The sequence below is a fragment of the Peribacillus sp. NPDC076916 genome (genome assembly GCF_050269675.1).
Classification (GTDB): domain Bacteria; phylum Bacillota; class Bacilli; order Bacillales; family DSM-1321; genus Peribacillus; species Peribacillus aracenensis.
Genome location: NZ_JBNNIU010000006.1, coordinates 123,796 through 146,412 on the forward strand (window position 1 = coordinate 123,796; position 22,617 = coordinate 146,412).

Here is a 22,617-nt window from a genome sequence, read left to right on the forward strand (position 1 = left end):
CCCTATACTTTTTAAGGTTCTTCATACGCAAGAATCATGTTATTAGAGCAGATTTATTACAAGTTATCTACCTAGTCACACGGTGAATAATTCAAACCATATTACGTGACTTTAACACTTTAATTAAGCTGTTAAAAACTCTCTTTTATACAGCAAAACCCCCAACTTAATGAGGGTTCAGCTGTAGAAACTGTTATATTGGTCAAGCCACACCTAACCTTTTTAATAAATTAGGTGAGTATACATTTTTTCTTTTATTGCCTGATACGCTGTAATAAGAGTTCTTAGTTCTAAATCTTGAGGTCACAAATTTAATTCCAAGAATCTCATTACTTTTCCAAATTAGATAATTATTCTTTAACTGTTTCTCTTTATTCCTTCTTGTGGGGGTGGTCAGTGCTTTATCAATACTCCAACCAGATTTAATTCTTTGTGTTAGAGTTTGCTGGGATATCCCTACTTCTTCTGCCCACATAGTAAGTGACATAGTTACTCCATCGTAGGTAAGCTTTTTTGTTCTTCTTGTATTATTCATTTGTACTTTCTGAGTAACCCATTGACAATTGGAAGGTTCATAATCTCCATTAACATCAATTCTATCAATTGATAATTCATCTGTGTAACCATTGTTCAAAGCCCATTCCATGAAGTTTTCAAATTCCCTCCACTCATTACACACTTTAATTTCACGACCACCATAATGGTGATAGTTAGTATTTTTAGGATTCTCACATCTGCTTTTCATAGCAATCCAAATATCATATAACCTTGTGTCAGACATTCCATGAGTAATTCTTGCTTCCCTTATACTTTGGATACGGTTGCACCCACAACTTTTTTGCCCCTTTTCTCGCATTAAATCTTGGGCTAATATGTATCTGATATTTCCACATTCACACTGACACTTCCATTTCTTCTTACCATTCTTATCTTTCTCATTACTAAGTTCTAAAACTGTAAACATCTTAATTTTTTGACCTGTTAAGTCATATTTTCTTTTTGCCATAACTAAAACTCCTATATATACATTTGGATTTTTTCACAATATTTTGAACCTCTTGAAATTAGAGGTCCAGATTAAGCGGATTTAAGCAATCCTTTACGTTTGAAATTCTCAATTAATATTATGTTCACCCTTCTTTCAGGGTTGCTTTTTCTATGTTTTTTACCTAATATTAATTGAAAATTCCATGGTCTTCATGATATTCTGTTGTGTCATCAATCATTAATTCCTCTTTATATTCTTTGCGTTTTATTACAAAACCGTAACCCTTACTTTCTATCCCCAACTCTAGCTTCAATTCTTTGTTTAACCTGGTTCTTTCAAGGTCATAACCGTCTAGTAGTTCGCCAAAACAGATTTTAAATTGTCTTTGTTTGAATGTTTGCTGACCTTTAAAATACAGCGTTATACTTTCTAATACCTCTTGTTCCGTTGTCCACCCATAGTTTTCTATCAATTCTAATGTTGTTATATGTATTCTATGTACAACATCTTCGTTGAGTGGGGGGATTATCTTCCCCTCATCTTGTGGAAAAACTCTATCTGCTTCATCTCTTCCGAAATTTCTTAATATCCCTTCGTAATTTACTGTTTTTGTTGTACACCCCTTTTCAATCCATAATGCACACTTCTTATCCAATGTGTTAAAGAAATCAAAACTATATAAATGAATTTCATATGTTGAATTTAAATATTTATGACCTTTTTTCCTTTTTGATTCTCGTTGGATTTCATATAATTCCTTAGGAATCTCATTTCTATCTAATTTTGAGAGAAATTCAAAGAAGGTTAGAAAGTTCATTCTGGTATGTGTGACGCTTTTACTTCTTTCAAATTTTTTCGATATGGTTTCAATTGAATGGTAAAACAATAATCTTTTGTCATCACCTGCTGGTAAATATTCTTTAACCAAATCCAATAATATGTACATATCTTTCATATATCCATATCTATTAAACACTTTGTAAAAGTTTGGATACAGTTCTTCTAAATCATCTGATTGTAGAAGCTCCTTATATATATCAAGTTCCTCCTTCAATTCTTTTTGTTGGTCACTCTCTTTTATTTCTACCTGATATAACTCCATTAGAAATGCTTTCACTTCCAATATGGGGCATTTTAATAAACGCTCAGTTACTTGGATAATCGTTCCAACAAAAGGATTACTTGTTGAAAAACATTTATATAATTGGTGTCCATTTTTCTTATTGGATGCAAAAATAGATGCACTTGGGTTAGTTTCTTCATGAAAAACATCAAGAAAATTTTGTTTGTGTTGGATTCCTAAAAATGCTCGTAAATCCTGTTGTTTAAGGTAATCGAAGACCTCAAAATTATTGTATACAACCTTAGGTTTTGTTCTTATTTTCATTCTCAACTCGTTGATATTCCTTTGTTGTATTAACTCTATGTTGTTAGCCGTTTCTTTACCTTGTTTATAACCATTGGTTTGTATCTGCTGGGTGTTTTTTGGCGGATATATATCTAGATACTTCTTTGTCCCACCAAAACTATCGGGACTTTTATTTAAGAAATCATCCACTTTTAAACGGTTTTTAAAATTTAATTCAATAATTTTATTGCCTCCAAAGAGTAAGCGAGTACAATCTGTACAGTGACTATCCGCTTGCGGATACTTGGTCATCAGCTCACCGATAATATCATCAAACTCTTCAATCTTATGTATTATTCTGTCTAGTCCAAAGACTACTCGAAATTTATGCTTTTCCTCTGTATGAGAAAAAGTAGTGTAGATGAAAACAGCTTTATCAGAAAATTCTTTAACTGCTTCATTCAAGGTCATTCCATCATCAAAGTCCAAAGCTATAACTTCCTGAGAGTACCAATAGTCTTTTTGTCTCTTTATAACTCCTTCCTTATCCTTAAAAACAGCAGGTATAAAAGTTTTACCTTTACCAAGGTTCTCAGCCAATTCTTCTATACTAATGTCAACAGGGTGATTGATTATTCTGTTGCTTATATTCCCTGTTTCTCTACCCACTGGTTTGCTTTGGTATTCAATTGTATCCAACATTAATTTCATATTTTTTCCCTATCCTTAGTTTTTTATTTTGTGCTTTTTAATTAATTCCAAAAAGTCTCCCGCAAACGCTCTATATTCTGGTGAAATAGTTAAAATTGGTTTGCCTCCTAATTCATCATTCATATTAAACAGATGCACCATAACCTTAAAAGCATTTGAAATGTTTTCATCTTTCATAACATTAATTATTTTATGGAATGTTTCAGTGTTGGAAGAATCGGAGAGCAAAGGCTCTTTTATTTCTCCATCACTATATGATTCATCAATATTTAGTAAAGTATCATTTTTCATAAGCCCTTCAAAACTCTGCCTAATGTCATTCTGTTTCTTTTTTTTCTCCATAGTTTCCTTTAGAAACTGTATTTCATCTTCAAATGTACCTTTTTTGTAGTAATGAGTAATCTCTCCTTCATCTGTAGATACAGGGATTTCCTCTTCTTTTGCGATGCTTTCTAAATAGCGTATGGTAACTTCTCCTTTCTCCGTGAATATAAGTTCCTTTTGAAAGAAGGTTTCTGGCAAGTTAAACATGTTTGATAGTTGTTCTATACGTTTTACAGGTATTTTCCTTCTTTTTTTCAGCCAATCTTGCATTGTTTGGGGTGATATACCTAAACTTTTTGCAACTTCTTTATATTCCATTTGAAACTCTTTGACTATGTATTCTAATCCAATCATCTTTTCCATTCCTCTCTCCTTTTTATATTTCAGACGTTTTCAATACGTCTATAACATATCATATCACGACATACTGAATATGTCAAGTAGGTATGCTACATACATTAGGTGGTGTCTGATTTAAGTATGTTTTAAGGTTTGGGCGGATATATACAGATTATACTTATATGTCCGCTTTAAAACCCTTATTTCAAGAAAAAGTACGATGAAACGGAGTACTACAGCGAGAGAAAAAGAACTCTAATTCGCCTAATTACAGATTGCACTTCGAGTGTGGGGGTGGAAGTGCTACTCATTGAATATAAAAACGAGACCATGGTTTTGGTGAAAAGCACCCCCATAAAGAAACACACCCATTTTATAGTAGCTGTATTTCTTGGGTGAGAAAAAACCTTTGTCTCTTAACATTATTTTTATAAAAATTTCCTCACAGGAGAATATTTGTTATGTTGCTTATTTATATGTTCAATCTCCATCAGCGAATGGTCAACACTCTCACTTTTAATGGTAAGATATAGCTAAGGAAACCTTCACAGACAATGGGTAACTTCCGAGGAGGTTGTTCTTACTGTGACAGGTAGTATCAATAAAAATAAACAAACAGGAAAATGGGATTTCATATTTAATAGTGGTATTGACCCAATGACTGGTAAACGAAAACAAATTAGAAGAAGAGGATTTGAATCAAAACGGCATGCTCTTGATGAAATGACAAAGCTAAGAGCAGAAGTATTAGAAGACGATTTCCTCGACCTGACAAAGATGACTTACGAAGGCTATATGGAGGAGTGGTTTCAAGAAAGGAAGAATACACTACAAAAGACTACTTTTGAAATTCATTCTATCTATTATCGAAATGTCATAAAACCAAAACTGGGTCAGTTAAAGGTACAGCAGATTGCTCCAGTTCAAATTCAAAAGTTTATCAATGAATTAGTAAACGAAACGAGCTATTCAGAACACACCATCCATCTAATTTTCCGAATTATTAGTGTTTCATTAAAAAAAGCAAAAGTTTTGAAACTAATTAAGCATAACCCTACTGATGGAATCACACTTCCAAAGATTAAGAAAAGAGAAATGAGTATTTGGTCGCTCAAACAAGTCAATCATTTCATCAGCGAAGCTAATAATATTAATAGATTGACCCGCTGTTACATCGGATTTTTAATTTCTATCTTTACAGGGATGAGACAAGGTGAGATTTTAGGACTGCGTTGGCAAGATATCGATTTTGAAACACAAACAATATTTGTTCGGCAAACATTAACACAAAATGCAGAATTAAAATCAGGTGCAAAGAATGAAGCAAGCGTCCGTTCCATTCACATACCAAACAAGCTAGTCGATGAGTTGAAAATCTACAGGAAACAGGTCGTACAGGAAAAGCTGATTCATGGGCAAAGTTATCATGACAACGACTTAGTTGTTTGCACAAGGGACGGCAAGCCCATGATACCTAGGAACTTCCGCAAAGAGTTCTATAATCTAGTTGAGAAGGTCGGCTTACCTAAGATACGTTTTCATGACCTTAGACATACACATGCTACTATCTTGATTCAACAAAATGTAAATGTAAAGCTTATTTCAGAACGATTAGGTCATGCAGATATTGAAACAACGCTCAATACTTATAGTCATGTCCTTCCCGATATGCAGAAATCTGTCTCGGATAAATTGGACAAAATTATAGGAATGTGACCGAATTAGTGACCACTACACATTTACAGTACCTTAAATGTAGTCATATCAATGTTTCAGCTACCTCCTACCCCTACATGCCCGAAGAAGGTATGGTCGAAGAAGGTGAACTAAAAATCCACCAGGCCTCACATGCCCGCTACTTCGAGGACTTCTTGAAATTCGTAGAGTATGGCGAGTCGATGCCGGAAATCATGAAAAACCAGGTCATCCACATGGTCCATGAACATGTATCCGCCCAATTCGAAGAAAACAGTGACGAACTGCACAAATTCGAACAGGACCTGGAAATCTGGGAAACGAGTGAAAAGCGTGAAATCCAGGAACGTCTTGAAACCCATCAGGTTGTCGAAGCCACGGCCCAGATTGTCGAGCATACACCTGAAGCCGAACTGCGCATGAAGTTAGGCAGTACATCCATCAAAGGACTTCTAGCCGATTTCGGCGAAAGCATCCACTTAGGAAAGATTAATGGGAAGTATGTATTGATGATAGAAGCCGCTACGATAGAGTTCGATAAAGGTGTCTCGCCGATTGAATTTCATAGGCCGGATGATTTGCAAATTCTAATTGAAAAAATCATAAATAAAAGTTAAGAAATAGTCAGAGTCACACGAAAATTTGATGATTTGTGACTCGGAACGTGACTCTAATTAGTGCTTAATAACAAGGGTTTCAGACAAATCTGTGACCAATTTTGTGACCAATAAATTAAATTTCACACTCTCAAACCACTATTATTTACTCTAAATTTGATCACAACTACTAACTGTTAGTTAGTAGTTTTTTTCTTGTAATAAAATATTGACCTAGTTTCATTAATGTTATTTATGGTGTGACCCATTAGTTAATCACCTTGTATTCACAGATGTAGTCAACTGGAGAATCATAAGGAAATTGTTCTTCATGCCATTGAACCACACCCTCTGATGTTTCTACGTTGTATGTAAATACCTCGCCAGTTCCTGCTACATAGTCGTAGAGGTCATCAATTGAAGCTAATTTGTATTGGAACCCTGCTTGCATTTCTTCTTCAAATACGATCCATTGTTCTTGATTGTCAGTTACGAATACCTTTTTCGCTTCGATTGTTTGGTTTGCCATATTAATTATCCCCTTTTGCCCGCAGGCTGTTTTTATGTAAGGGGGAAATTCCCCCCTTGGTAATTAAAACTCCCTGAATTCACTTGTTCCTGATTTAATTAATTCAAATTCGATGTAGCCCATTTCATTCTTACAAGCAATTTGCCTAACTGTGATTCTGTTGATTGCTTCTTCTATTTGACCAAGCATCAACTTTTTATCTGTAATTTTCACTTTTTCTGCTAAGGTTGTTGTTCCAGATGCTACGATGTAAATACTGTTTGCTTCAGTCGGCTTCACTATGGCGTAATAAATGTCATTTTCTTCGAAGAAAATCGCTTCATTCTTACCGATTATCTTGCCAAATAACTTTTGATATCTGAGTCTTTCTCCTGCTGCTTTGTCTTTTATGTTGAGTAGAACGGTAATGAACAATTCCAAACCTCCTTTTGATTCATTTACATTAATTTATAATTCAACTTCTTGAACTTAACATACACCTTAATAATTATCCAAGTCAATACTTTTGCTAACTAAAAATTCAACTTCTTGAAGTTTTAATTTATATTGTAGAATCCCTCTCTGTTTTACCTTATAATTCACTTATAAGAATCTAAGGAGTGATGTTATTTTGAGACTTATTCCGAGTTACAAGCCAATGGAAATTACATTAATCAGAAAAGATAAAACTAAAACAGATCTTAAAAGGGATTTAAAAATATCACCCGCTACACTTGCTAAAATGTCTAAGGGTGAAAATGTTGCTTTATCCATTTTAATCAACATTTGTGAATACCTTGAATGCAATATTGAAGATGTAATTGAATTGGTTCAAACAGAAGAAAACCACCAATCTTAAATGACTGGTGGTCTTAAGCTAAAATTAATTCTATTTATATTTTAATAATGGTCTACTGGTGCTCCTAGGTTATCCAAGTCTTGTGAAATATTAAGAATGATTAAATATCTCCATTCGTTTTTAAGTTTTCCTAAATCCACAACTTGATGAACCTCTACTTCATCATTTTCATACTCTTTACTAGTCCCGCAAATCTCAGATAAACTTTCTACTAACTCTGTATTATCCCAATTCCTTACATCTAACTGTACGAACTTTTGGCTTTTTTTTATTTTCATTTTCTTCACTCCTAGTTTTTAAAGGATAAGGGATATTGAGTACTCCTAGTTGATTTAGTTTTGTTAATTACAACCCTATGGTTTTTTGTTGATGTATCCTTAGTGCTTATATTAGAATCATAACTCTTAGCATAGTGAACCTGAACTTGACCAGAATTGTCCTTAGTTGTCCACTTATTATCATAGTTGGCCATTGTATCTTCTCTTAATTTTTTCACATCAACATCTTTTCCATATTGAGTAGCCGTAGCTGATGATTTTTTCTTAGAATCATATTTATGCTTATTGTAAGCATGATCATTAATAAAGCTCGCTTTGTTTGATCCCCCATTCAATTTATATGGTACAGCATTTTTTTTGGTTTTTGGATTCTTTGGCTTCTTTTTTTTAAGAATGTCCATAGTCATTAATGATGCATCTGATTCGACAGCTGTAATATTACCGTTTATATCTGTTGTAACCATTAACTTTACATCTAAAGTTGTCCCATCTTCATACATGGGGTTGTATATAACTTCACTTGTTGTATTCTTTTCGAATGCTTCTTCTTCTTGAAGTATATCTAATCCATAAAATTCTATTGTATCTAATAATTTTAATCTCTCAAACTCCGCCCAATCCCAATCATCTGTTTCTTCTGCATAAGAAACATTCACACTACTAAACATGAATACTCCTACTAATAATAGTAAAACTAAAAAACAATTCTTTAACACTTTTGTACATCTCCCTTTGAGTTATATTGGTAACAAATACAAATTATACAGCAAAAATAATATTTATGTATTATTTTCATTAAAAGCAAAAAAATTACAATAAAAAAATCACCAGCGAATGGTGACCTATTATTCATTTGGTATATTTAGCTACAATCAATTTAACTTCTTTTCTTAAGTAATCATCTATAGTAAATTCATTTAGAAACGTTCTGCTTTTAATCCACAGTTTTCTTTTTGGTTTTGCTTTAGTCATTTTTTCACTCCCTTGCCTTTACCGCTACAAGTTCTTCAAACTTCACCCTAATAATATGTCCCTTCTCATTCTCCAACTCTAAATGTATCATCTTTGTCAAAGGATCTAACCTATGTATCATTCCAACATAATCCCAATCAAATCCGTCCTCCCAAACAGTAAACTTTACAGGTAAAGCAAACTCCATAGCAGTGTGTATCTTGTCCTCAAACTCCTCTAACTGGTATTCATCTAATATCGGCTTTACTTGACGGTAATAATCCTTATTTACATCATTGAGTAATTTAACGTATTCAGGCAGCATCAAAGCTGGTTGCCATTTAAGCTTTCCGCGATTTTTTATAGACATAAGAACATCTCCATTTCATTCTATAAGTACATTACAGAACATTTGTTCTTGAATTAATCAAAAAAAAGAAGAGAAAAATTCCCCTTCTTATAGATAACGTAGATATCTTTCCTGCAACAATGTTTTAATTAACCCCTCTATATCCAGACTACCCTCTTCAGTAGCTGTACCAACTCCCTCTATATAAGTGTATTCTTCAGTATCTACAATTTTTAAGCCTTCTAGGTTGCGCATGTGTATCCCTCCATATATCAATCGATAGTATTCAATATTACCTTATTCAGTTTTTCAAATTCTTTTATCGCTAATTGAATCGCTTCTTCTTCACTATATTATTCACGGCATAGGTTTACTGGCATACAATCCTCAGAAATTAAGAATACACGATCATCAAATACCTGTAACTTAGCCTTAATATATCCGAATCGCTTAAAATTCAACTCTTTGAAAATTCACCAGGCTTCACATGCCCGCTACTTCGAAGATTTCTTGAAATTCGTTGAATATGGCGAATCGATGCCAGAAATCATGAAAAACCAGGTCATCCACATGGTCCATGAACATGTATCCGCCCAATTCGAAGAAAACAGTGACGAACTGCACAAATTCGAACAGGACCTGGAAATCTGGGAAACGAGTGAAAAGCGGGAAATTCAGGAACGTCTTGAAACCCATCAGGTCGTCGAAGCCACAGCCCAGATTGTCGAGCATACACCTGAAGCCGAACTGCGCATGAAGCTAGGCAGTACATCAATCAAAGGACTTCTAGCCGATTTCGGCGACAGCATCCATTTAGGGAAGATTAATGGGAAGTATGTATTATTAATGATTGAATCCGATACAATTGAGTTCGATAAAGGTGTCTCGCCGATTGAATTTCATAGGCCGGATGATTTGCAAATTCTAATTGAAAAAATAATAAATAAAAGTTAAGAAATAGTCCGAGTTTTGTGAGCAAAAATGTGAGCAGTATGTAATCAATTTTAGACCTTAAAATACTATTAATACTCTTAAATCTAACTACTAACTTTTGTTAGTAGTTTCTCCAGTTTATTTATTTTTTCCAAGTCCTATTTTCAATTAAGAAGTTAAATATATTTTTTAGAAATGCATGCTTATCATGAGCCTAAGTAAATACTGCTACTTAGCCTCTTTTCTTATAGAACTTGTTTTCATACAACTTCACGTTCTGGTATTCCAAAGTTATAAATTTCCCCTTGCCTGCCACGTTTAGGAAGATTATTTTGCATTTTCTCATAAGATGTTTGCTTCCTCATTGTAGCGAATAACACTTCCACCGTGACTTTTGCAGCTTCTTTATTACCTTTCCTATCGTATTTATCAAGTTGCTTCTTTAACTCGGTAATCTCTAACTCAGTGGCTGTGATAATTTCTTGGAGGACATCATTGGCGAGAGTAATGGAAGGAAGATATCTGTTATTCATTAGTTGATCACCCTGTATTCACAGATGTAGTCAACTGGAGAATCATAAGGAAAGTGTTCTTCATGCCATTGAACCACACCCTCTGATGTTTCTACGTTGTATGTAAACACTTCGCCAGTTCCAGCTACATAATCGTGAAGGTCGTCAATAGTAGCAAGTTTGTATTGGAATCCTGCTTGCATTTCTTCTTCAAATACACTCCATTGCTCTTGGTTGTCAGTTACGAATACCTTTTTAACCTCAATTGTTTGAGTTGTCTAGAAGATTTATTTGAAATTGAATTAGTTCAAACTGAAGAAAACCACCAATAGCAATTATTGGTGGTCTTTTGTATAAACAGGAAATTTATTGTAAAAGATATTATTATCACTAGCTTTTCTTTCTTTATTAATTCCCCTTAACTGAGCTGAGGTATATTCCTTAGCTTTTTTCATTCCTCTTCAAGCCAAGGTTTATCGTTAAGTTTACCCTTTTTTAATAGTTCATAATATAGGTGAGTGAATGCTTTAGCCAATAATTCCATATTAGGCTCATTAGCATAAGTAATTTTACAAGGCGGTCTATCTTCTTTATTTGTTTTTGCACTCCATGGAATTTTTGCGTTTTTTAATTCTAAGCAACCTAATTGACGCATTTTCTTTATAATTTCTGATCTATCCTTATCAGGAAATAGAGCTTCTAATTCCTCGATTGTAGATAATATTGTTTTTTCTTCAAGTAATTTTTCTTAATCTTTGTAAAGGTCTATGGAAGTTAAATATTTTCAAACTTTAACGAACATAAATACTGGCTGTTGTGAGGTAAATAGAAAGTTTCCTTATTATTTAAGTGTTTTTTTACAATATTCGGCAAAATATAAGTAATATTTGATTTATACAAAAAGCTCGGTTAGTCAAAAAGCCGAGCTTTTGTTACTCTATTTTTTCCATTTTTTAAAGCATTCATAATAACATTCGTAAATATTTTTCGAAGTTAACTCCTTCTACTTTAGGAATTTGCTCCAAGGAGGAATCATTGATAGCCTCTGTCAGGAATTCCACTGCGAGCTGTACGGATTTTTCTAGGTTCTCTCCACGCATCATGCTTCCCATAATCACAGATGCAAATAAATCACCAGTTCCTGAATAGCTTTCACCGTTATACTGCGTCGCACTATAAAAGGTTCTACTTCCGTCCAAATACATATTTCCGATAAACTGCTTCTCTGAATCTGCTGACGGTGGATTCATTCCAGTGATGATAACCTGAGCTCCCGTTTCTTGCTGCAACATATTCCCTGCTTCTTCTATCGCTTTAACATAGTCCTCTTCGTTTGAATAGCTATGCAGCTTTTCATAAGACAATCCGGTTAATAAACAGCACTCTGTAACATTTGGTGTAATGACATCTGCACGCTTCACCAGTTCTCTCATAAGTACCAGTAATTCATCGGTAAAAAGTTTATAGACTTCTCCTATATCCCCCATTACTGGATCAACAAGTAAAATGGTATCTTTTGTATAAAATTTATCTAAAAAATGGAAAATATTATTAATTTGCTCTTCACCAGTAACGAAGCCGGTATAGATTCCATCAAAGGTTACATTAAGCTTGCTCCATTCTTCTATGAAGTATTTCATTTTGGATGTAAAATCTTCACAAAAAAAACTTGGATATCCGGTTTGCGCAGTCAATATGGCCGTTGGTAAAGGGCATGCCTGCACGCCCATGACCGAAAGAACCGGAATTGCAGCTGTTAATGAACATTTTCCAAAAGATGATAAATCCTGTAGTACAGCAACTTTTTTCATAATAACCTCCCTATGGCCTATCCACTTTAAACTTTATTTATCTTATCATAAATCAGCTAAAAACAGTCATCTCCTCTCTCTTTTCAATACGTATAATATCTGTATTTTTTATCAACTGACCTCATAGTTTTTTAATAAATTGACACTTTTATAGACACCAGTCTTTTGCTAAAATCATAAGAAAATTCTAGTTAGGAAGGTTTACAGATATGCAAAATACACAAAGTTATTCAAGGTCAAGTCAAAAAACTATGGATTTAATTATTACCGCAATGTTGATTGCACTTGTGTTCGTATCTACTTTCTTTTTGAATATTAAACTGCCAATTGCCGCAAATGGAGGGTTAGTTCATCTAGGAACAGCTATGCTTTTTATTGCATCTATTTTATTTGGTCCTAAAAAAGCAGCTCTTGCTGGTGCGATAGGAATGGGGTTATTTGATATAGTTGGAGGGTGGACATTGTGGGCACCTATCACCATTGTGGCGCGTGGTTTGCAAGGATATATAGTTGGTAAAATCGCTTGGTCAAAGGGTCGCAACGGTACTAGCACTGCTTTCAATGTAATAGCAACAATCGTTTCCATTCCATTTATGATAGCTGTTTATTATATTGGTGAAGGGATTCTATACGGTACTTGGATTGCACCTTTAGCTTCGATACCTGGAGATCTCGTTCAAAATATATTAGGAATTATCGTTGCCGTTCCAGTTTGTGTGGCTTTGAAAAAGGTTCCTTATTTTAAGTAAATTCGCTATAAAGGTAAACGTCAAGTAGCCCCCAAATACTACATGGATGGTGTATTTGGGGGCTATGTTTTGTTTGCTTCCCTTTTTATCGGTACTCTACATGCAGGGGGTAAACTAGATGACCACGACAAGACTTTATCTATTTCTTTTTTTCATTCTTAAGTCTTTTAACGTGAGCTCTCATTTTATCTAATTCCTTTTGTTTCCCTTCTTCATCATTTGCCAATGCAGAAAATAAAGCTATCGTGCCTAATTTGTCGAATTCTACATCTCCAGATCCACCTTTAGTAAAACTAAAGTATAGTTCCGTAAACGCCTTAGCCATTAATTCGTAGTTAGGTTCATTTACAAAATAGCCATTTCCTCGCAGTTCTTTTCTTGGTTTACTCTTTTTCACATTAGAATAGTCCTTTCAATTAAACTATTTATTCTTTTCCTTATACAAAAACAGCCTACTTTCTTCTTTGGCTATACACTCGAAAAGCTTCCTTCTAAAATATTCATTAATATCGATATTATCCGCTGAAATAACTTCTACATCGGTCATATCGACATCATTAAGATTAATTTTCTTTGACTTTTTATCCAATCAATATCACTCTCCTGTCCTACATAATAATCTCCAAACAAAAGATCTTATATTCACATTTCACTAAATTATCTATGAAAATAGTAACGAGTAAAATTATAGAAAATAAAAAATCACCAATCGTATAGACTGGTGATTTCTATTCATTTTGTATATTTAGCTAAGATTAACTTCACTTCTTTTTTCAAGTATTCATCTACTGTAAATTCATTTAGGAATGTTCTACTCTTAATCCACAGTTTTCTTTTTGGTTTTGCTTTAGTCATTTTTTCACTCCATTACTTCTACCGCTACAAGATCTTCAAACTTCACCTTAATAATATGTCCCTTCTCATTTTCCAGCTCCAAATGTATCATCCCAACGTACTGGCAGGTAATATAGGTAAAAATATCGTGATGGAGCAGTAAAAAACAGAACCCAATTCAAAGCCCCAAGTGGTAACTATGTTAAACGAGACGCAGCTACAGGACGTTTTATGGATCAAAAGACTTCTGGTGGGAAATTTAAAGGTGTTCGTACAGAAAAGTAGGGAATTATTTTATCTCATTGGCAAAAATTAAAAAAGCACTTTCCCTATTGGTTAAGTGCTCTTTTTGAATTTATTTATCTTATCTTCATCTTTATCTTGCTCATCCTGATCCGTTTTCTTATTTAATTTATCATCAACTGAATCTGTATCAGAAATTGCACTTTCACCAAACCAAATCCCAATTCTTTCTTTTGCATTTAGCTTAACTTCCTCATCGATAAACATTGAAACAGTAATCAATGCTCCAAATAACCCTGAAAAATCATCAGTATATCCACCTGGGACTAGGTCAGGAATTAAATCAATCGGAAGTATGAAATAACCCAATGCACCAACAATTACTGTTTTTGCCCAAACAGGAGTAGTTGGCTTTTGAAGTGTGTAAAACAATAACAAAGCTACATAAACAACTTTAACCCCTGCTTTTTTGCCGAATTTTTTAATCTTCTTCCAAAATGAATCTTCAGAAAAATTATCTGAGTATTTAGTTGTATCTATTATAATCTCCCCCTATTCACCATCGATATTTTACCATAATAACAGGAATATTACCCTATTTTCATCCAACCTTCTGCAATTCATTAAATCTTTACATAATTAATACATTTATTGAACTTATCTATTTTATAATTAAATTACAATTTAATAATTCATCATCATATGGAGGGTACAATCATGGAAATAAATGAAAGGCAACCATTTGAGTCTTTTTTATCTCCTCGTCAACTTACTGAGCTAAAAATCTTATCTACTAAAACAAACATAGCTTTCCATGAATTATTAACAATGCCATCAATAGTCTCACTTCTAGAGAAACTGGACAACACTACCGGACTGAATGATGAGCTTAATAATAAAGAAATGATATTAAGAAATAAATTTTTCATTAATAAGAATAAAGAAGTATTAAATAAGACTCAAAAAGCACTCGACCATTTAGGTTAAGTGCTTTTCTATGCATGAAGTACACCAAATAAAAAAACATCCGAATACTTATCTTCTCGGTTCTTATAATGAAAGCTAGCCTTTTCTAAATAATCAATTGCATTATCGAGCTCATTTATTCTTAACACTACAAATATCACCTCATAAGTATTTTATTACCTATGAGGTATTATGTGAATTTTATCTTGTCTTGATATCTTAAATGCTATTTTCTATGTATTACTTATGTATTCTGTCGTGGTTTTCTATGTAATATTCAATCTATGAAATTTCCTGTTATTAATTAGCAATTTCAATTGATCTAGTATAAGTAATGGTAATCTCAATTTTATGCCAGAAATCATGAAAAATCAGGTCATCCACATGGTCCATGAGCATGTATTCGCACAATTCGAAGAAAACAGTGACGAACTGCACAAATTCGAACAAAACCTGGAAATCTGAGAAACGAGTGAAAAGCGTGAAATCCAGGAGCGTCCTGAAACCCATCAGGACGTCGAAGCCACAGCCCAGATTGTCGAGCATACACCTGAAGCCAACTGCGCATGAAGCTTGGCAGTACATCAATCAAAGGACTTCTAGCCGATTTCGGTGTCAGTATCCATTTAGGAAAGATCAATGGGAAGTATGTATTGATGATAGAATCCAATACAATAGAATTCGATAAAGGCGTGTCGCCGATTGAGTTTCATGGGCCGGATGATTTGATGGAGATTGTGGAGCGGATTAATAAAAAGAGTATTGGAGAGTATTGAGGGGTTTATTGTGATGGTTGAATGTTTAGTGTCTTATATGTGACCGCTCGAAATAGTTAAAAGGTATTGATATAACAGGGGGTTTTACCCTTTTAGTGACCGCAATAGTGACCAAAAAATACGTTCTCTGTCTGTGAAAGGCTTCCTTTAAAATTAAATTTAGTTTTATAGTAAGAAACCCAGTGTAATTAATTCACACTGGGTTTCCAATTCTTAATTTTGTTTGATGACTTAAATCAATATATTTTACTAATATATATTTCAAAAATTATTAAGAGTGTAATGGATTTTATAATTCTAATTATAATGTGAGGAAATTAGAAATGTACACATAGTATAATCCCATTTTTCATTTTAAATAATATTCATTTAAAAGGAAAAACCATTGCGAATCCACATCTGTATAGGGTTTGCTATGGTTAAAAGTTGCAGTATTATAATTTAGAATTATTCGTAATACTCATTGATATGTTTTTTGTATTTATCTTTCAGCTCCCGAACCAAATTACTATCATTAGAAATAATATCGAAAACATCATTATTCACATAAGTAAGGAAACGATCATTATAAAAAACAATATAAGCTTCTCGTTGACCTTGGTGGACTTTTTTACAATATTTATACACATCTAAACTATTTACATTTTTTACTGTAGCATAAATTATTTCAACATCCAAGTCTTCTTCTTTAACTATGGTTTCTTTCCAACTTTTAATTTTAATTGACTTTCCAATCCTATTTTTTTCAAGATGTCTTTTATTATTTCTTATATTTCCTATAATAAAAGACATATCAATCTTTTCATTAGCTTTGAATACGTCTTTAAGTATAGCTGCAAGAAGACTCCCGCTTATTTCATCCATTCCAAATCTTATTCTATGATTTGTATCTACCTGAAAAAATGGGGTTTCATCGTCGTTAAAATTAACATTAAATTGTTTAATTCTTTCCATGAATGATTTAGTCTCCTATTCTCTTTAAATCTATATCATATGTTCCAGATCTAGTTTTCTTACTTGCTAGATGTTCTGGTTTTGAAGCACCCTTCCACACGCCGCCAATGTGACTATCTCTATCTCTAACTATATATTTTGGCTTGCCTTTCTTATTGTAATATACAACTGCTTTCTTCGAAAGATGGTTGGTTGGAGCATATCCCAATTCCTTCGCAACTACTTTTGCAACTGCTTCAGAAGTCTTGAGCATAGACTTAACTATAGAAGGTCCCCATTTTTTTATTGCCTTTTTTATACCTTGTTTCGCAATAAACGCGACAAGGACACCTACTACTGGCCAAATTGACGCTATTAATTCTGATGAATTAACAGCATACTCTTCCCCTGTCTCAATATCAGTTAAAATAGCTTCTAAATTATTTGCATCTGCATTTAAAACAGCAATAGAAAAAGACTTTTTAATATCATTACCATATTCGTCTTTTAATTCAGCAGTTGAAACCATTTCTCCAGTATTAGGATTGTAATCAATTACACTATTAAGGTAAAGTTCTCCAGATTCTAGAGTTGACTCTATTATCTCTATTTCACCTTCAGTTGTAAATGTCGTTTCAACTTCTTCTTCAGAGTTTACATTTAACTCTTTGTCTAAATCAAATTCTTCTTTACTATCAGTAGAACCAGTTTCCTCTATATAAATAGTATCCTCGTTACTTCCTTCATTCTCCTTGGCAGCAACATAACCTGCAGGTACATATGCTAGGAAAAGGGTTGCTACTAAAATGTAGACTATAAATTTTTTCATCATTCATCCTCCTTTAATTGTATTAATCCATATCCGTATCTATCATTTGACCCAAGTTTCTCTGAATTAGATGTTAAATATTCATCAATATTTTCAATATCTTTTTGCATCACTAAAGAGATTAACCCTGTCGCATAAGCTGTAGCAAAAGATGTTCCAGATTGTTTTTCTAACTCACCTTGAATATTTAACACTGGAACGTCTACCCCTGGTGCAACAAAGTCTACTTTACCTTTTCCAGCATACGAAAAGATTTTTTTATTTCTATCTATAGCCGAGATTGAATATACTTCAGCGTATTTCGCTGGATAGTCAGTTGAAAGACCGATTGTATTTCCAGTGGCTGCGATTATTTTAATTCCCTTTTCATGTGCATTTTTAATTTCTCTTCTTAGATTTGGATCATCTTTAGAAAAACCACTACTAATATTAATTATGTCTACTTCCTGCTCAATACTCCACTTTATACCCTTAATTGTATCTTCTACCGTTCCACGTCCTTTCTCATTTAAGACTTGAACATCGAATAACTCCGTGTTGTTATTGATGCCAATCATTGTGTCTTCGTATTTTGAAGAGGCGATAATACTTGCAATCATCGTTCCATGACTGAATACTGGCTGAGTCTCAGATGAACCATCCAGGGCATTATAACTTGACTTTATGTATCTATTAAGATTATTTACATTTTCATTTATTCCACTGTCCAAAATAGCTACTTTAATAGGCTCGTTATCTTTAGTTGTAATTTTCGAATCAGGGAATAACATACACAACGTCCAGTTTTTTTTACAATCTTGTTCTGAGATATTTACTGTATCCGTAGATGTATCTGTACATCCAAACATAAAACAAAGTAACAAATATAACGTAATTATCTTCGATGCTTTCATTTTCTAATCTCCTAAACAACTAAAGATTCAACATTATCCAGTATATCCATAATAATCCATCTATTCAACAAAGATTTCTCAATAAAAAAATAAAAACTAATATAATTTACAATATATAGCATGTAACCAATAATGGATTGGAGAACTTACTCTACCATCCCAAACCTTACTTTTATACTTATGTTATCTATTAATTCATTCAATAAACCCAGTTAAAGTCTTAGATATAATTATGTATTCACTCAAGGGAAAGAAAATTCTGATTTAGATCGTGATAATGATGGTATTGCATATGAAAAATAACCCATCAATTATTATATGGGGTTTTAAGATAATCCCTTTAACGTTGAAAGTACGGCGGACCATACTCCTGTATTCAAAATTGAAGAGACCTAAATATGTAACTTCATTTGTAGTAGAAGCTTCTGTGTAGACAATACACATATAAATTTTTAATGTCTTTCACATCAACAAAATGAACTTTAATTAATTGAAGTTCTGAAACAATATCAATATCATATTTGTTAATTTTTTTAAGTACATCTTTCCAGCCTAACTCCTCACCTAAATCTTGGATAATTTCACTACTTCCACAACGCATGAAGCTTGGCAGTACATCAATCAAAGGACTGCTAGCCGATTTCGGGAAAGCATTCATTTAGGGAAAATTAACGGGAAGTATGTATTAATGATTGAAGCCGATGCAATAGAGTTCGATAAAGGTGCTTCACCGATTGAACTCCATAAGTCGGATGATTTACAAGTACTAATTGAAAAAATCATAAATAAAAGTTAAGAAATAGTCCGAGTCACACGAAAATTGGATGATTTATGACTCGGAACGTGACTTTAGAGTCACATAATACATATGTTATATCCCAATCATGGCGGTCTTTGTGACTGCCTTTTTTAATTCTTCTTCTATTTAATTATATAAACTTACCTCACATGACGTGGTCCACCGACCGGATCAGAAATATCTTTGTAATCAACCTGATTAGCTCCACATAAACAAACAATTGATGTTACTACTGCAATAATTCACTAACTTTTTCATATTTGTCTTTCTAAAGGACTGCCATTTTCGGTGGTTCATTATATGTACCTCGAAGTCCCGACAATGAGATTCCAACCTATGTTCAAAATGCGGATAAAAATAAATGAAACAGCTAAAAAATCCTCTTGATGATAATGAACAAGAGGATCCTTTAGCAAATTTAAAAGAATAATTCGTCAAGTAAGAGCGTGTATACTTGGGTCACTAGTTTGTCGTAATTGAATGCATAAAACCCCTTCTTGAGACCAAGGGGTTTTATCATGGATGGAATGGCCTATAATATATCGTAAGCTTCAGCCTCTAAACCTTACTACCGGTGTTTGCCTCTTCTTATTAATTACATTCTCTTCTGGATTGTGGCAGCAGAAACGCTGCAGAATACTTACATTACCGTTACAACTGACCTCTTCTATTTGGCATCCGGGAACATTCTTTGTGCCATATCACCAAACTCATTAAATAGTCCGCTAATTGGCTTTCCATTTTGAATATCGTTGACATATCCCTTCATACTTTTAACAAAGTCTGGATTTGCAGAGACATAAACGTTGTCTACACCTTGATCATGTTTTTTTACTTGATCAACAATTTTCTTTTCTAAGTCATTTGTCAGGTTCTTGTCATTTGTCAGATCCACGGCGACATATGCGTTATTATCTGTAACAATGACAGAGGCACCCTTTACATCATCCATGTCCTCTAGCCGATTTGCTACTTCATCAGCCACGCGCATTTTGTTATCATTGTCATCATTGTTTAATTGCCTTGCATTGTGATCGTTGTCGCCGTTTCTGTCATTTACATTCAGGGTATTGTCAAAGGCATCATTTTGATTGCTTCGAGTATTCATTCCAACATTTTTTCCATCATTATTATTATCATTTGTTCCGCAGCCAGTAAGGAATAGAGCAATCAAGGCGCTTGTTAAAAATGTGTACTTCATGTTAGTCACTCCTTTAAATTAGATACCCTATTACTATCTGCTGTATTTCCGAGAATATTCATAAAAAAAAGCACTTTAAGTTAAACTATACCCAGATAACAACGGATACACATTTTATCTTATGCTTTTCGATTAATCGATCATGTTCATCCATGTATTTGCTATAAGCCATATATACAAATTCCGTGGTGAACTATAATTACTGAGAGCGAGTGAGTTTAATGCCGTTAAAATAACCAAAATGGTTTTAGACAGTTGATCTTTCTCAGTTAACACAATTTATGATAAACTAAATTTATCAGAATTTTCGAAATTACGGAACGTTCATTGTTCCTTTAAAGGGCCAGTTTAATTGAACAAGTGATTGGCATGACACCTTAATTAGTTAGCTATTCTACAACACGCCGCAATTGAACTTTGACCAAAGGGATTGAATTGGAGGGAATAGAAAATGGATGTAAAGACACTTTTGTTACAACAATGGGCAAGCTGCTTAGATGAAGAAGACTGGTTTCCACCACTTGAAAAAGTGCTAGAAGACATCACTTTTGAACAGGCAATTTGGAAACCAGCTGATGGGGCAATGAATTCCATTTGGGAATTAGTTTGTCATTTACTTTTCTATGAAAAGAGATATCTGATGCGATTTCTTGGTGAAACAGCGAATGAACCACAGGCAGAAAATAATGACTCTACATTTCGATTACCAACTGAGACGTTAGAAAATTGGAAGGAAACAAAACAAGAATACTTTTATGTTCATCGTGAACTTGGAAAAATACTAGCAAAATCAGAACATGAAGATTTGTATAGACAGATTCCAGGAGATAATCCATTAGTGCTTGAACTGAAGAGTTTAGCAATGCACGACGCATATCATATTGGGCAAATTGTATTCCTTAGTAAAATGCAAGGAGCTTGGCCAGAGAAACGCAGCTTTTAAAAAAGCTTCATTAGCATTACAGTTATTCCATTATAGGGAGTTTTAATTGAATAAGAACGGGAACGTCCAAATCGGACGTTCCCGGTATTTACCTAAAAAACGATAATACTGCTTAACAAAGCCTAAAAATTTGCTCAAGTGTGACATAAACAAAAGCCAACATTTTGATGCTGGCTTTTGTTTATAAGTAATTTTTTAATGAATATCTCTCTTTTTGAACCGTCCACCACGTACTTCCGCAATATTTGCAATTGCTAAGAAAGATGAAGGGTCAATCTCTTCAACAATTGTAGTTAACTTAGACTCTTCAAGTCTGGTAATTATACAGAAAATTACCTTCTTTTCCTCTCCAGAATAGGCACCTTCACCATGTAAGTATGTCACACCACGTCCTAGGCGATTATTGATTGCATCACCTATCTCTCTTGCTTCATCGCTAATTATCCACACTGACTTTGTTTCTTCCATTCCAGTAATAACAATGTCAATGGCTTTAGCAGCAATTACATAAGCTAAGATTGAATACATGGCTCTATCCCATGTGTAAACGAATCCAGCAGAACCCAGTATAAATAGATTGATGAACATAACAATTTCGCCAACAGAAAAAGGCACTTTTTTACTTATTACAATGGAAAGTATTTCTGTACCGTCAAGCGCACCACCGTTACGAATTACAATTCCTACACCTACACCTAAGAAAATGCCGCCGAAAATTGTAGCAAGAAGGATATCCTCAGTGAAGGGTGGAATAGGATGAAAATATGTTGCAAAAATGGAAAGCATTACAATCCCATATATAGTAGATATAGCAAAAGTTTTTCCAAACTGTTTATATCCCAGATATACAAATGGTAGATTCAATAGGAAAAGAAAGATTCCTAGTTTTATACCTGTAAGATGAGAAAGCATAATGGAAATACCTGTAATTCCACCATCAATTACATGATTGGGAATTAAAAAGATTTCCAATCCAGTGGCCATTAACAACGCACCAATTGTAATAAGAATGGTCCGTTGGATAATTACCAAACGGGATAACTTTCTATGCTGCTTTTTTCGTGCTAAACCTTCCTTCAGAAAAACCACACCTTTTATTATTCATTTATAACTATTATACCCTAATATCAAATTAGGAAAAATAACTTTGAATAATAGAAGTTCTAGCCTACGCTTAGTTTGTTCCAATCGTTTTAAAACAGATCAATTTCTTCGATGTCAATGTCGATATATTTTTGTTCAATGTTTA

At 33.6% G+C, this 22,617-nt stretch carries 27 protein-coding genes and 4 pseudogenes; 9 read left to right on the forward strand and 22 right to left on the reverse strand.

Annotation, left to right across the window (positions count from 1 at the left end):
- Window positions 1-202: 202 nt before the first annotated feature.
- The 3 genes from ACQKFG_RS18590 to ACQKFG_RS18600 all read right to left on the reverse strand — a co-directional run bounded on the left by ACQKFG_RS18590 (window position 203) and on the right by ACQKFG_RS18600 (window position 3,734).
- The gene (locus ACQKFG_RS18590; protein WP_427561515.1) at window positions 203-1,006 is read right to left on the reverse strand and encodes a hypothetical protein; all 804 of its coding nucleotides are present in this window, start codon (window positions 1,004-1,006) and stop codon (window positions 203-205) included.
- Window positions 1,007-1,175: 169 nt separating this feature from the next.
- Entirely contained in the window at window positions 1,176-3,047 is a 1,872-nt protein-coding gene (locus ACQKFG_RS18595; protein WP_427561517.1) for a hypothetical protein, read from the reverse strand.
- A gap of 15 nt (window positions 3,048-3,062) precedes the next feature.
- Window positions 3,063-3,734: a helix-turn-helix domain-containing protein gene (locus tag ACQKFG_RS18600; protein WP_427561520.1), complete on the reverse strand. Its 672-nt coding sequence runs from the start codon at window positions 3,732-3,734 to the stop codon at window positions 3,063-3,065.
- Window positions 3,735-4,295: 561 nt separating this feature from the next.
- On the opposite strand from ACQKFG_RS18600, the gene ACQKFG_RS18605 reads away from it, so the two are divergent.
- Together ACQKFG_RS18605 and ACQKFG_RS18610 are read left to right on the forward strand one after the other, a co-directional pair.
- Complete coding sequence (locus tag ACQKFG_RS18605; protein ID WP_427561523.1) at window positions 4,296-5,426, forward strand: tyrosine-type recombinase/integrase; 1,131 nt, start codon at window positions 4,296-4,298, stop codon at window positions 5,424-5,426.
- Window positions 5,417-6,022: pseudogene (locus ACQKFG_RS18610) on the forward strand (DUF3898 domain-containing protein); the annotation flags it as partial. The gene ACQKFG_RS18605 and the pseudogene ACQKFG_RS18610, both read left to right, overlap by 10 nt.
- Window positions 6,023-6,269: 247 nt before the next feature.
- On the opposite strand, the gene ACQKFG_RS18615 reads toward ACQKFG_RS18610, so the two are convergent.
- Both ACQKFG_RS18615 and ACQKFG_RS18620 read right to left on the reverse strand, forming a co-directional pair.
- On the reverse strand, window positions 6,270-6,530 hold the full coding sequence (locus ACQKFG_RS18615) for a hypothetical protein (RefSeq protein WP_427561526.1): 261 nt from the start codon (window positions 6,528-6,530) through the stop codon (window positions 6,270-6,272).
- A gap of 63 nt (window positions 6,531-6,593) precedes the next feature.
- The gene (locus ACQKFG_RS18620) at window positions 6,594-6,944 is read right to left on the reverse strand and encodes a hypothetical protein (protein WP_427561529.1); all 351 of its coding nucleotides are present in this window, start codon (window positions 6,942-6,944) and stop codon (window positions 6,594-6,596) included.
- A 196-nt stretch (window positions 6,945-7,140) separates the two neighbouring features.
- On the opposite strand from ACQKFG_RS18620, the gene ACQKFG_RS18625 reads away from it, so the two are divergent.
- On the forward strand, window positions 7,141-7,368 hold the full coding sequence (locus tag ACQKFG_RS18625; protein WP_134781596.1) for a helix-turn-helix domain-containing protein: 228 nt from the start codon (window positions 7,141-7,143) through the stop codon (window positions 7,366-7,368).
- Window positions 7,369-7,409: 41 nt separating this feature from the next.
- Here ACQKFG_RS18625 and ACQKFG_RS18630 read toward each other — a convergent pair whose 3' ends face one another.
- The 5 genes from ACQKFG_RS18630 to ACQKFG_RS18650 all read right to left on the reverse strand — a co-directional run bounded on the left by ACQKFG_RS18630 (window position 7,410) and on the right by ACQKFG_RS18650 (window position 9,201).
- Window positions 7,410-7,646, reverse strand: coding sequence for a hypothetical protein (locus tag ACQKFG_RS18630; RefSeq protein WP_095396079.1), 237 nt, complete (start codon window positions 7,644-7,646; stop codon window positions 7,410-7,412).
- An 11-nt stretch (window positions 7,647-7,657) separates the two neighbouring features.
- Window positions 7,658-8,362 (reverse strand): hypothetical protein, encoded by a 705-nt coding sequence (locus tag ACQKFG_RS18635; RefSeq protein ID WP_427561533.1) that lies wholly within the window; start codon window positions 8,360-8,362, stop codon window positions 7,658-7,660.
- A gap of 133 nt (window positions 8,363-8,495) precedes the next feature.
- On the reverse strand, window positions 8,496-8,618 hold the full coding sequence (locus tag ACQKFG_RS18640; RefSeq protein WP_427561536.1) for a hypothetical protein: 123 nt from the start codon (window positions 8,616-8,618) through the stop codon (window positions 8,496-8,498).
- Between the two features lie 4 nt (window positions 8,619-8,622).
- Window positions 8,623-8,967, reverse strand: a complete 345-nt coding sequence (locus tag ACQKFG_RS18645) for a YolD-like family protein (protein WP_427561539.1) — start codon at window positions 8,965-8,967, stop codon at window positions 8,623-8,625.
- 87 nt (window positions 8,968-9,054) lie between these two features.
- Complete coding sequence (locus tag ACQKFG_RS18650) at window positions 9,055-9,201, reverse strand: hypothetical protein (RefSeq protein ID WP_427561542.1); 147 nt, start codon at window positions 9,199-9,201, stop codon at window positions 9,055-9,057.
- A gap of 204 nt (window positions 9,202-9,405) precedes the next feature.
- Here ACQKFG_RS18650 and ACQKFG_RS18655 point away from each other — a divergent pair.
- Window positions 9,406-9,900 (forward strand): annotated as a pseudogene (locus ACQKFG_RS18655) (DUF3898 domain-containing protein); the annotation flags it as partial.
- 239 nt (window positions 9,901-10,139) lie between these two features.
- Here ACQKFG_RS18655 and ACQKFG_RS18660 read toward each other — a convergent pair.
- The 3 genes from ACQKFG_RS18660 to ACQKFG_RS18670 form a co-directional block, all read right to left on the reverse strand.
- Window positions 10,140-10,412, reverse strand: coding sequence for a hypothetical protein (locus ACQKFG_RS18660; protein ID WP_427561545.1), 273 nt, complete (start codon window positions 10,410-10,412; stop codon window positions 10,140-10,142).
- Window positions 10,413-10,842: 430 nt separating this feature from the next.
- Window positions 10,843-11,046, reverse strand: a complete 204-nt coding sequence (locus tag ACQKFG_RS18665; protein WP_427561548.1) for a hypothetical protein — start codon at window positions 11,044-11,046, stop codon at window positions 10,843-10,845.
- Between the two features lie 307 nt (window positions 11,047-11,353).
- The gene (locus ACQKFG_RS18670) at window positions 11,354-12,202 is read right to left on the reverse strand and encodes a pyridoxamine kinase (RefSeq protein ID WP_427561550.1); all 849 of its coding nucleotides are present in this window, start codon (window positions 12,200-12,202) and stop codon (window positions 11,354-11,356) included.
- A gap of 209 nt (window positions 12,203-12,411) precedes the next feature.
- On the opposite strand from ACQKFG_RS18670, the gene ACQKFG_RS18675 reads away from it, so the two are divergent.
- On the forward strand, window positions 12,412-12,951 hold the full coding sequence (locus ACQKFG_RS18675; RefSeq protein ID WP_369619128.1) for an ECF transporter S component: 540 nt from the start codon (window positions 12,412-12,414) through the stop codon (window positions 12,949-12,951).
- Between the two features lie 139 nt (window positions 12,952-13,090).
- Here ACQKFG_RS18675 and ACQKFG_RS18680 read toward each other — a convergent pair whose 3' ends face one another.
- The 4 genes from ACQKFG_RS18680 to ACQKFG_RS18695 all read right to left on the reverse strand — a co-directional run bounded on the left by ACQKFG_RS18680 (window position 13,091) and on the right by ACQKFG_RS18695 (window position 14,574).
- A complete protein-coding gene (locus ACQKFG_RS18680) occupies window positions 13,091-13,348 on the reverse strand; it encodes a hypothetical protein (RefSeq protein WP_095396088.1) in 258 nt (85 codons plus the stop codon).
- A gap of 24 nt (window positions 13,349-13,372) precedes the next feature.
- Entirely contained in the window at window positions 13,373-13,540 is a 168-nt protein-coding gene (locus tag ACQKFG_RS18685) for a hypothetical protein (protein WP_153246107.1), read from the reverse strand.
- Between the two features lie 143 nt (window positions 13,541-13,683).
- Complete coding sequence (locus tag ACQKFG_RS18690; protein WP_260089139.1) at window positions 13,684-13,806, reverse strand: hypothetical protein; 123 nt, start codon at window positions 13,804-13,806, stop codon at window positions 13,684-13,686.
- A 315-nt stretch (window positions 13,807-14,121) separates the two neighbouring features.
- Window positions 14,122-14,574, reverse strand: coding sequence for a YkvA family protein (locus ACQKFG_RS18695; RefSeq protein WP_370662585.1), 453 nt, complete (start codon window positions 14,572-14,574; stop codon window positions 14,122-14,124).
- A gap of 171 nt (window positions 14,575-14,745) precedes the next feature.
- On the opposite strand from ACQKFG_RS18695, the gene ACQKFG_RS18700 reads away from it, so the two are divergent.
- Window positions 14,746-15,015 carry a hypothetical protein gene (locus ACQKFG_RS18700; RefSeq protein WP_427561555.1) on the forward strand — a complete coding sequence of 90 codons (270 nt, stop codon included), beginning with the start codon at window positions 14,746-14,748 and terminating at the stop codon, window positions 15,013-15,015.
- A gap of 330 nt (window positions 15,016-15,345) precedes the next feature.
- Window positions 15,346-15,770 (forward strand): annotated as a pseudogene (locus ACQKFG_RS18705) (DUF3898 domain-containing protein); the annotation flags it as partial.
- 447 nt (window positions 15,771-16,217) lie between these two features.
- Here the strand turns inward: ACQKFG_RS18705 and ACQKFG_RS18710 are convergent.
- The 3 genes from ACQKFG_RS18710 to ACQKFG_RS18720 are packed head-to-tail and all read right to left on the reverse strand — an operon-like array spanning window position 16,218 to window position 18,425.
- A complete protein-coding gene (locus tag ACQKFG_RS18710) occupies window positions 16,218-16,724 on the reverse strand; it encodes a hypothetical protein (protein ID WP_427561558.1) in 507 nt (168 codons plus the stop codon).
- Window positions 16,725-16,731: 7 nt separating this feature from the next.
- Complete coding sequence (locus ACQKFG_RS18715; RefSeq protein ID WP_427561561.1) at window positions 16,732-17,532, reverse strand: SAR2788 family putative toxin; 801 nt, start codon at window positions 17,530-17,532, stop codon at window positions 16,732-16,734.
- Entirely contained in the window at window positions 17,532-18,425 is an 894-nt protein-coding gene (locus ACQKFG_RS18720; protein WP_427561564.1) for a S8 family serine peptidase, read from the reverse strand. The genes ACQKFG_RS18715 and ACQKFG_RS18720 overlap by 1 nt, the downstream gene beginning before the upstream one ends.
- A 596-nt stretch (window positions 18,426-19,021) precedes the next feature.
- Here ACQKFG_RS18720 and ACQKFG_RS18725 point away from each other — a divergent pair.
- A pseudogene (locus tag ACQKFG_RS18725) lies at window positions 19,022-19,221 on the forward strand (DUF3898 domain-containing protein); the annotation flags it as partial.
- Between the two features lie 670 nt (window positions 19,222-19,891).
- On the opposite strand, the gene ACQKFG_RS18730 reads toward ACQKFG_RS18725, so the two are convergent.
- Window positions 19,892-20,425, reverse strand: a complete 534-nt coding sequence (locus tag ACQKFG_RS18730; protein ID WP_192204690.1) for a YhcN/YlaJ family sporulation lipoprotein — start codon at window positions 20,423-20,425, stop codon at window positions 19,892-19,894.
- A 451-nt stretch (window positions 20,426-20,876) separates the two neighbouring features.
- Between ACQKFG_RS18730 and ACQKFG_RS18735 the strand changes: the two genes are divergently transcribed.
- Window positions 20,877-21,368 carry a DinB family protein gene (locus ACQKFG_RS18735; protein WP_427561568.1) on the forward strand — a complete coding sequence of 164 codons (492 nt, stop codon included), beginning with the start codon at window positions 20,877-20,879 and terminating at the stop codon, window positions 21,366-21,368.
- 195 nt (window positions 21,369-21,563) lie between these two features.
- Here the strand turns inward: ACQKFG_RS18735 and ACQKFG_RS18740 are convergent, their stop codons facing one another.
- A complete protein-coding gene (locus tag ACQKFG_RS18740) occupies window positions 21,564-22,448 on the reverse strand; it encodes a YitT family protein (RefSeq protein ID WP_349730154.1) in 885 nt (294 codons plus the stop codon).
- Window positions 22,449-22,617 lie beyond the last annotated feature (169 nt).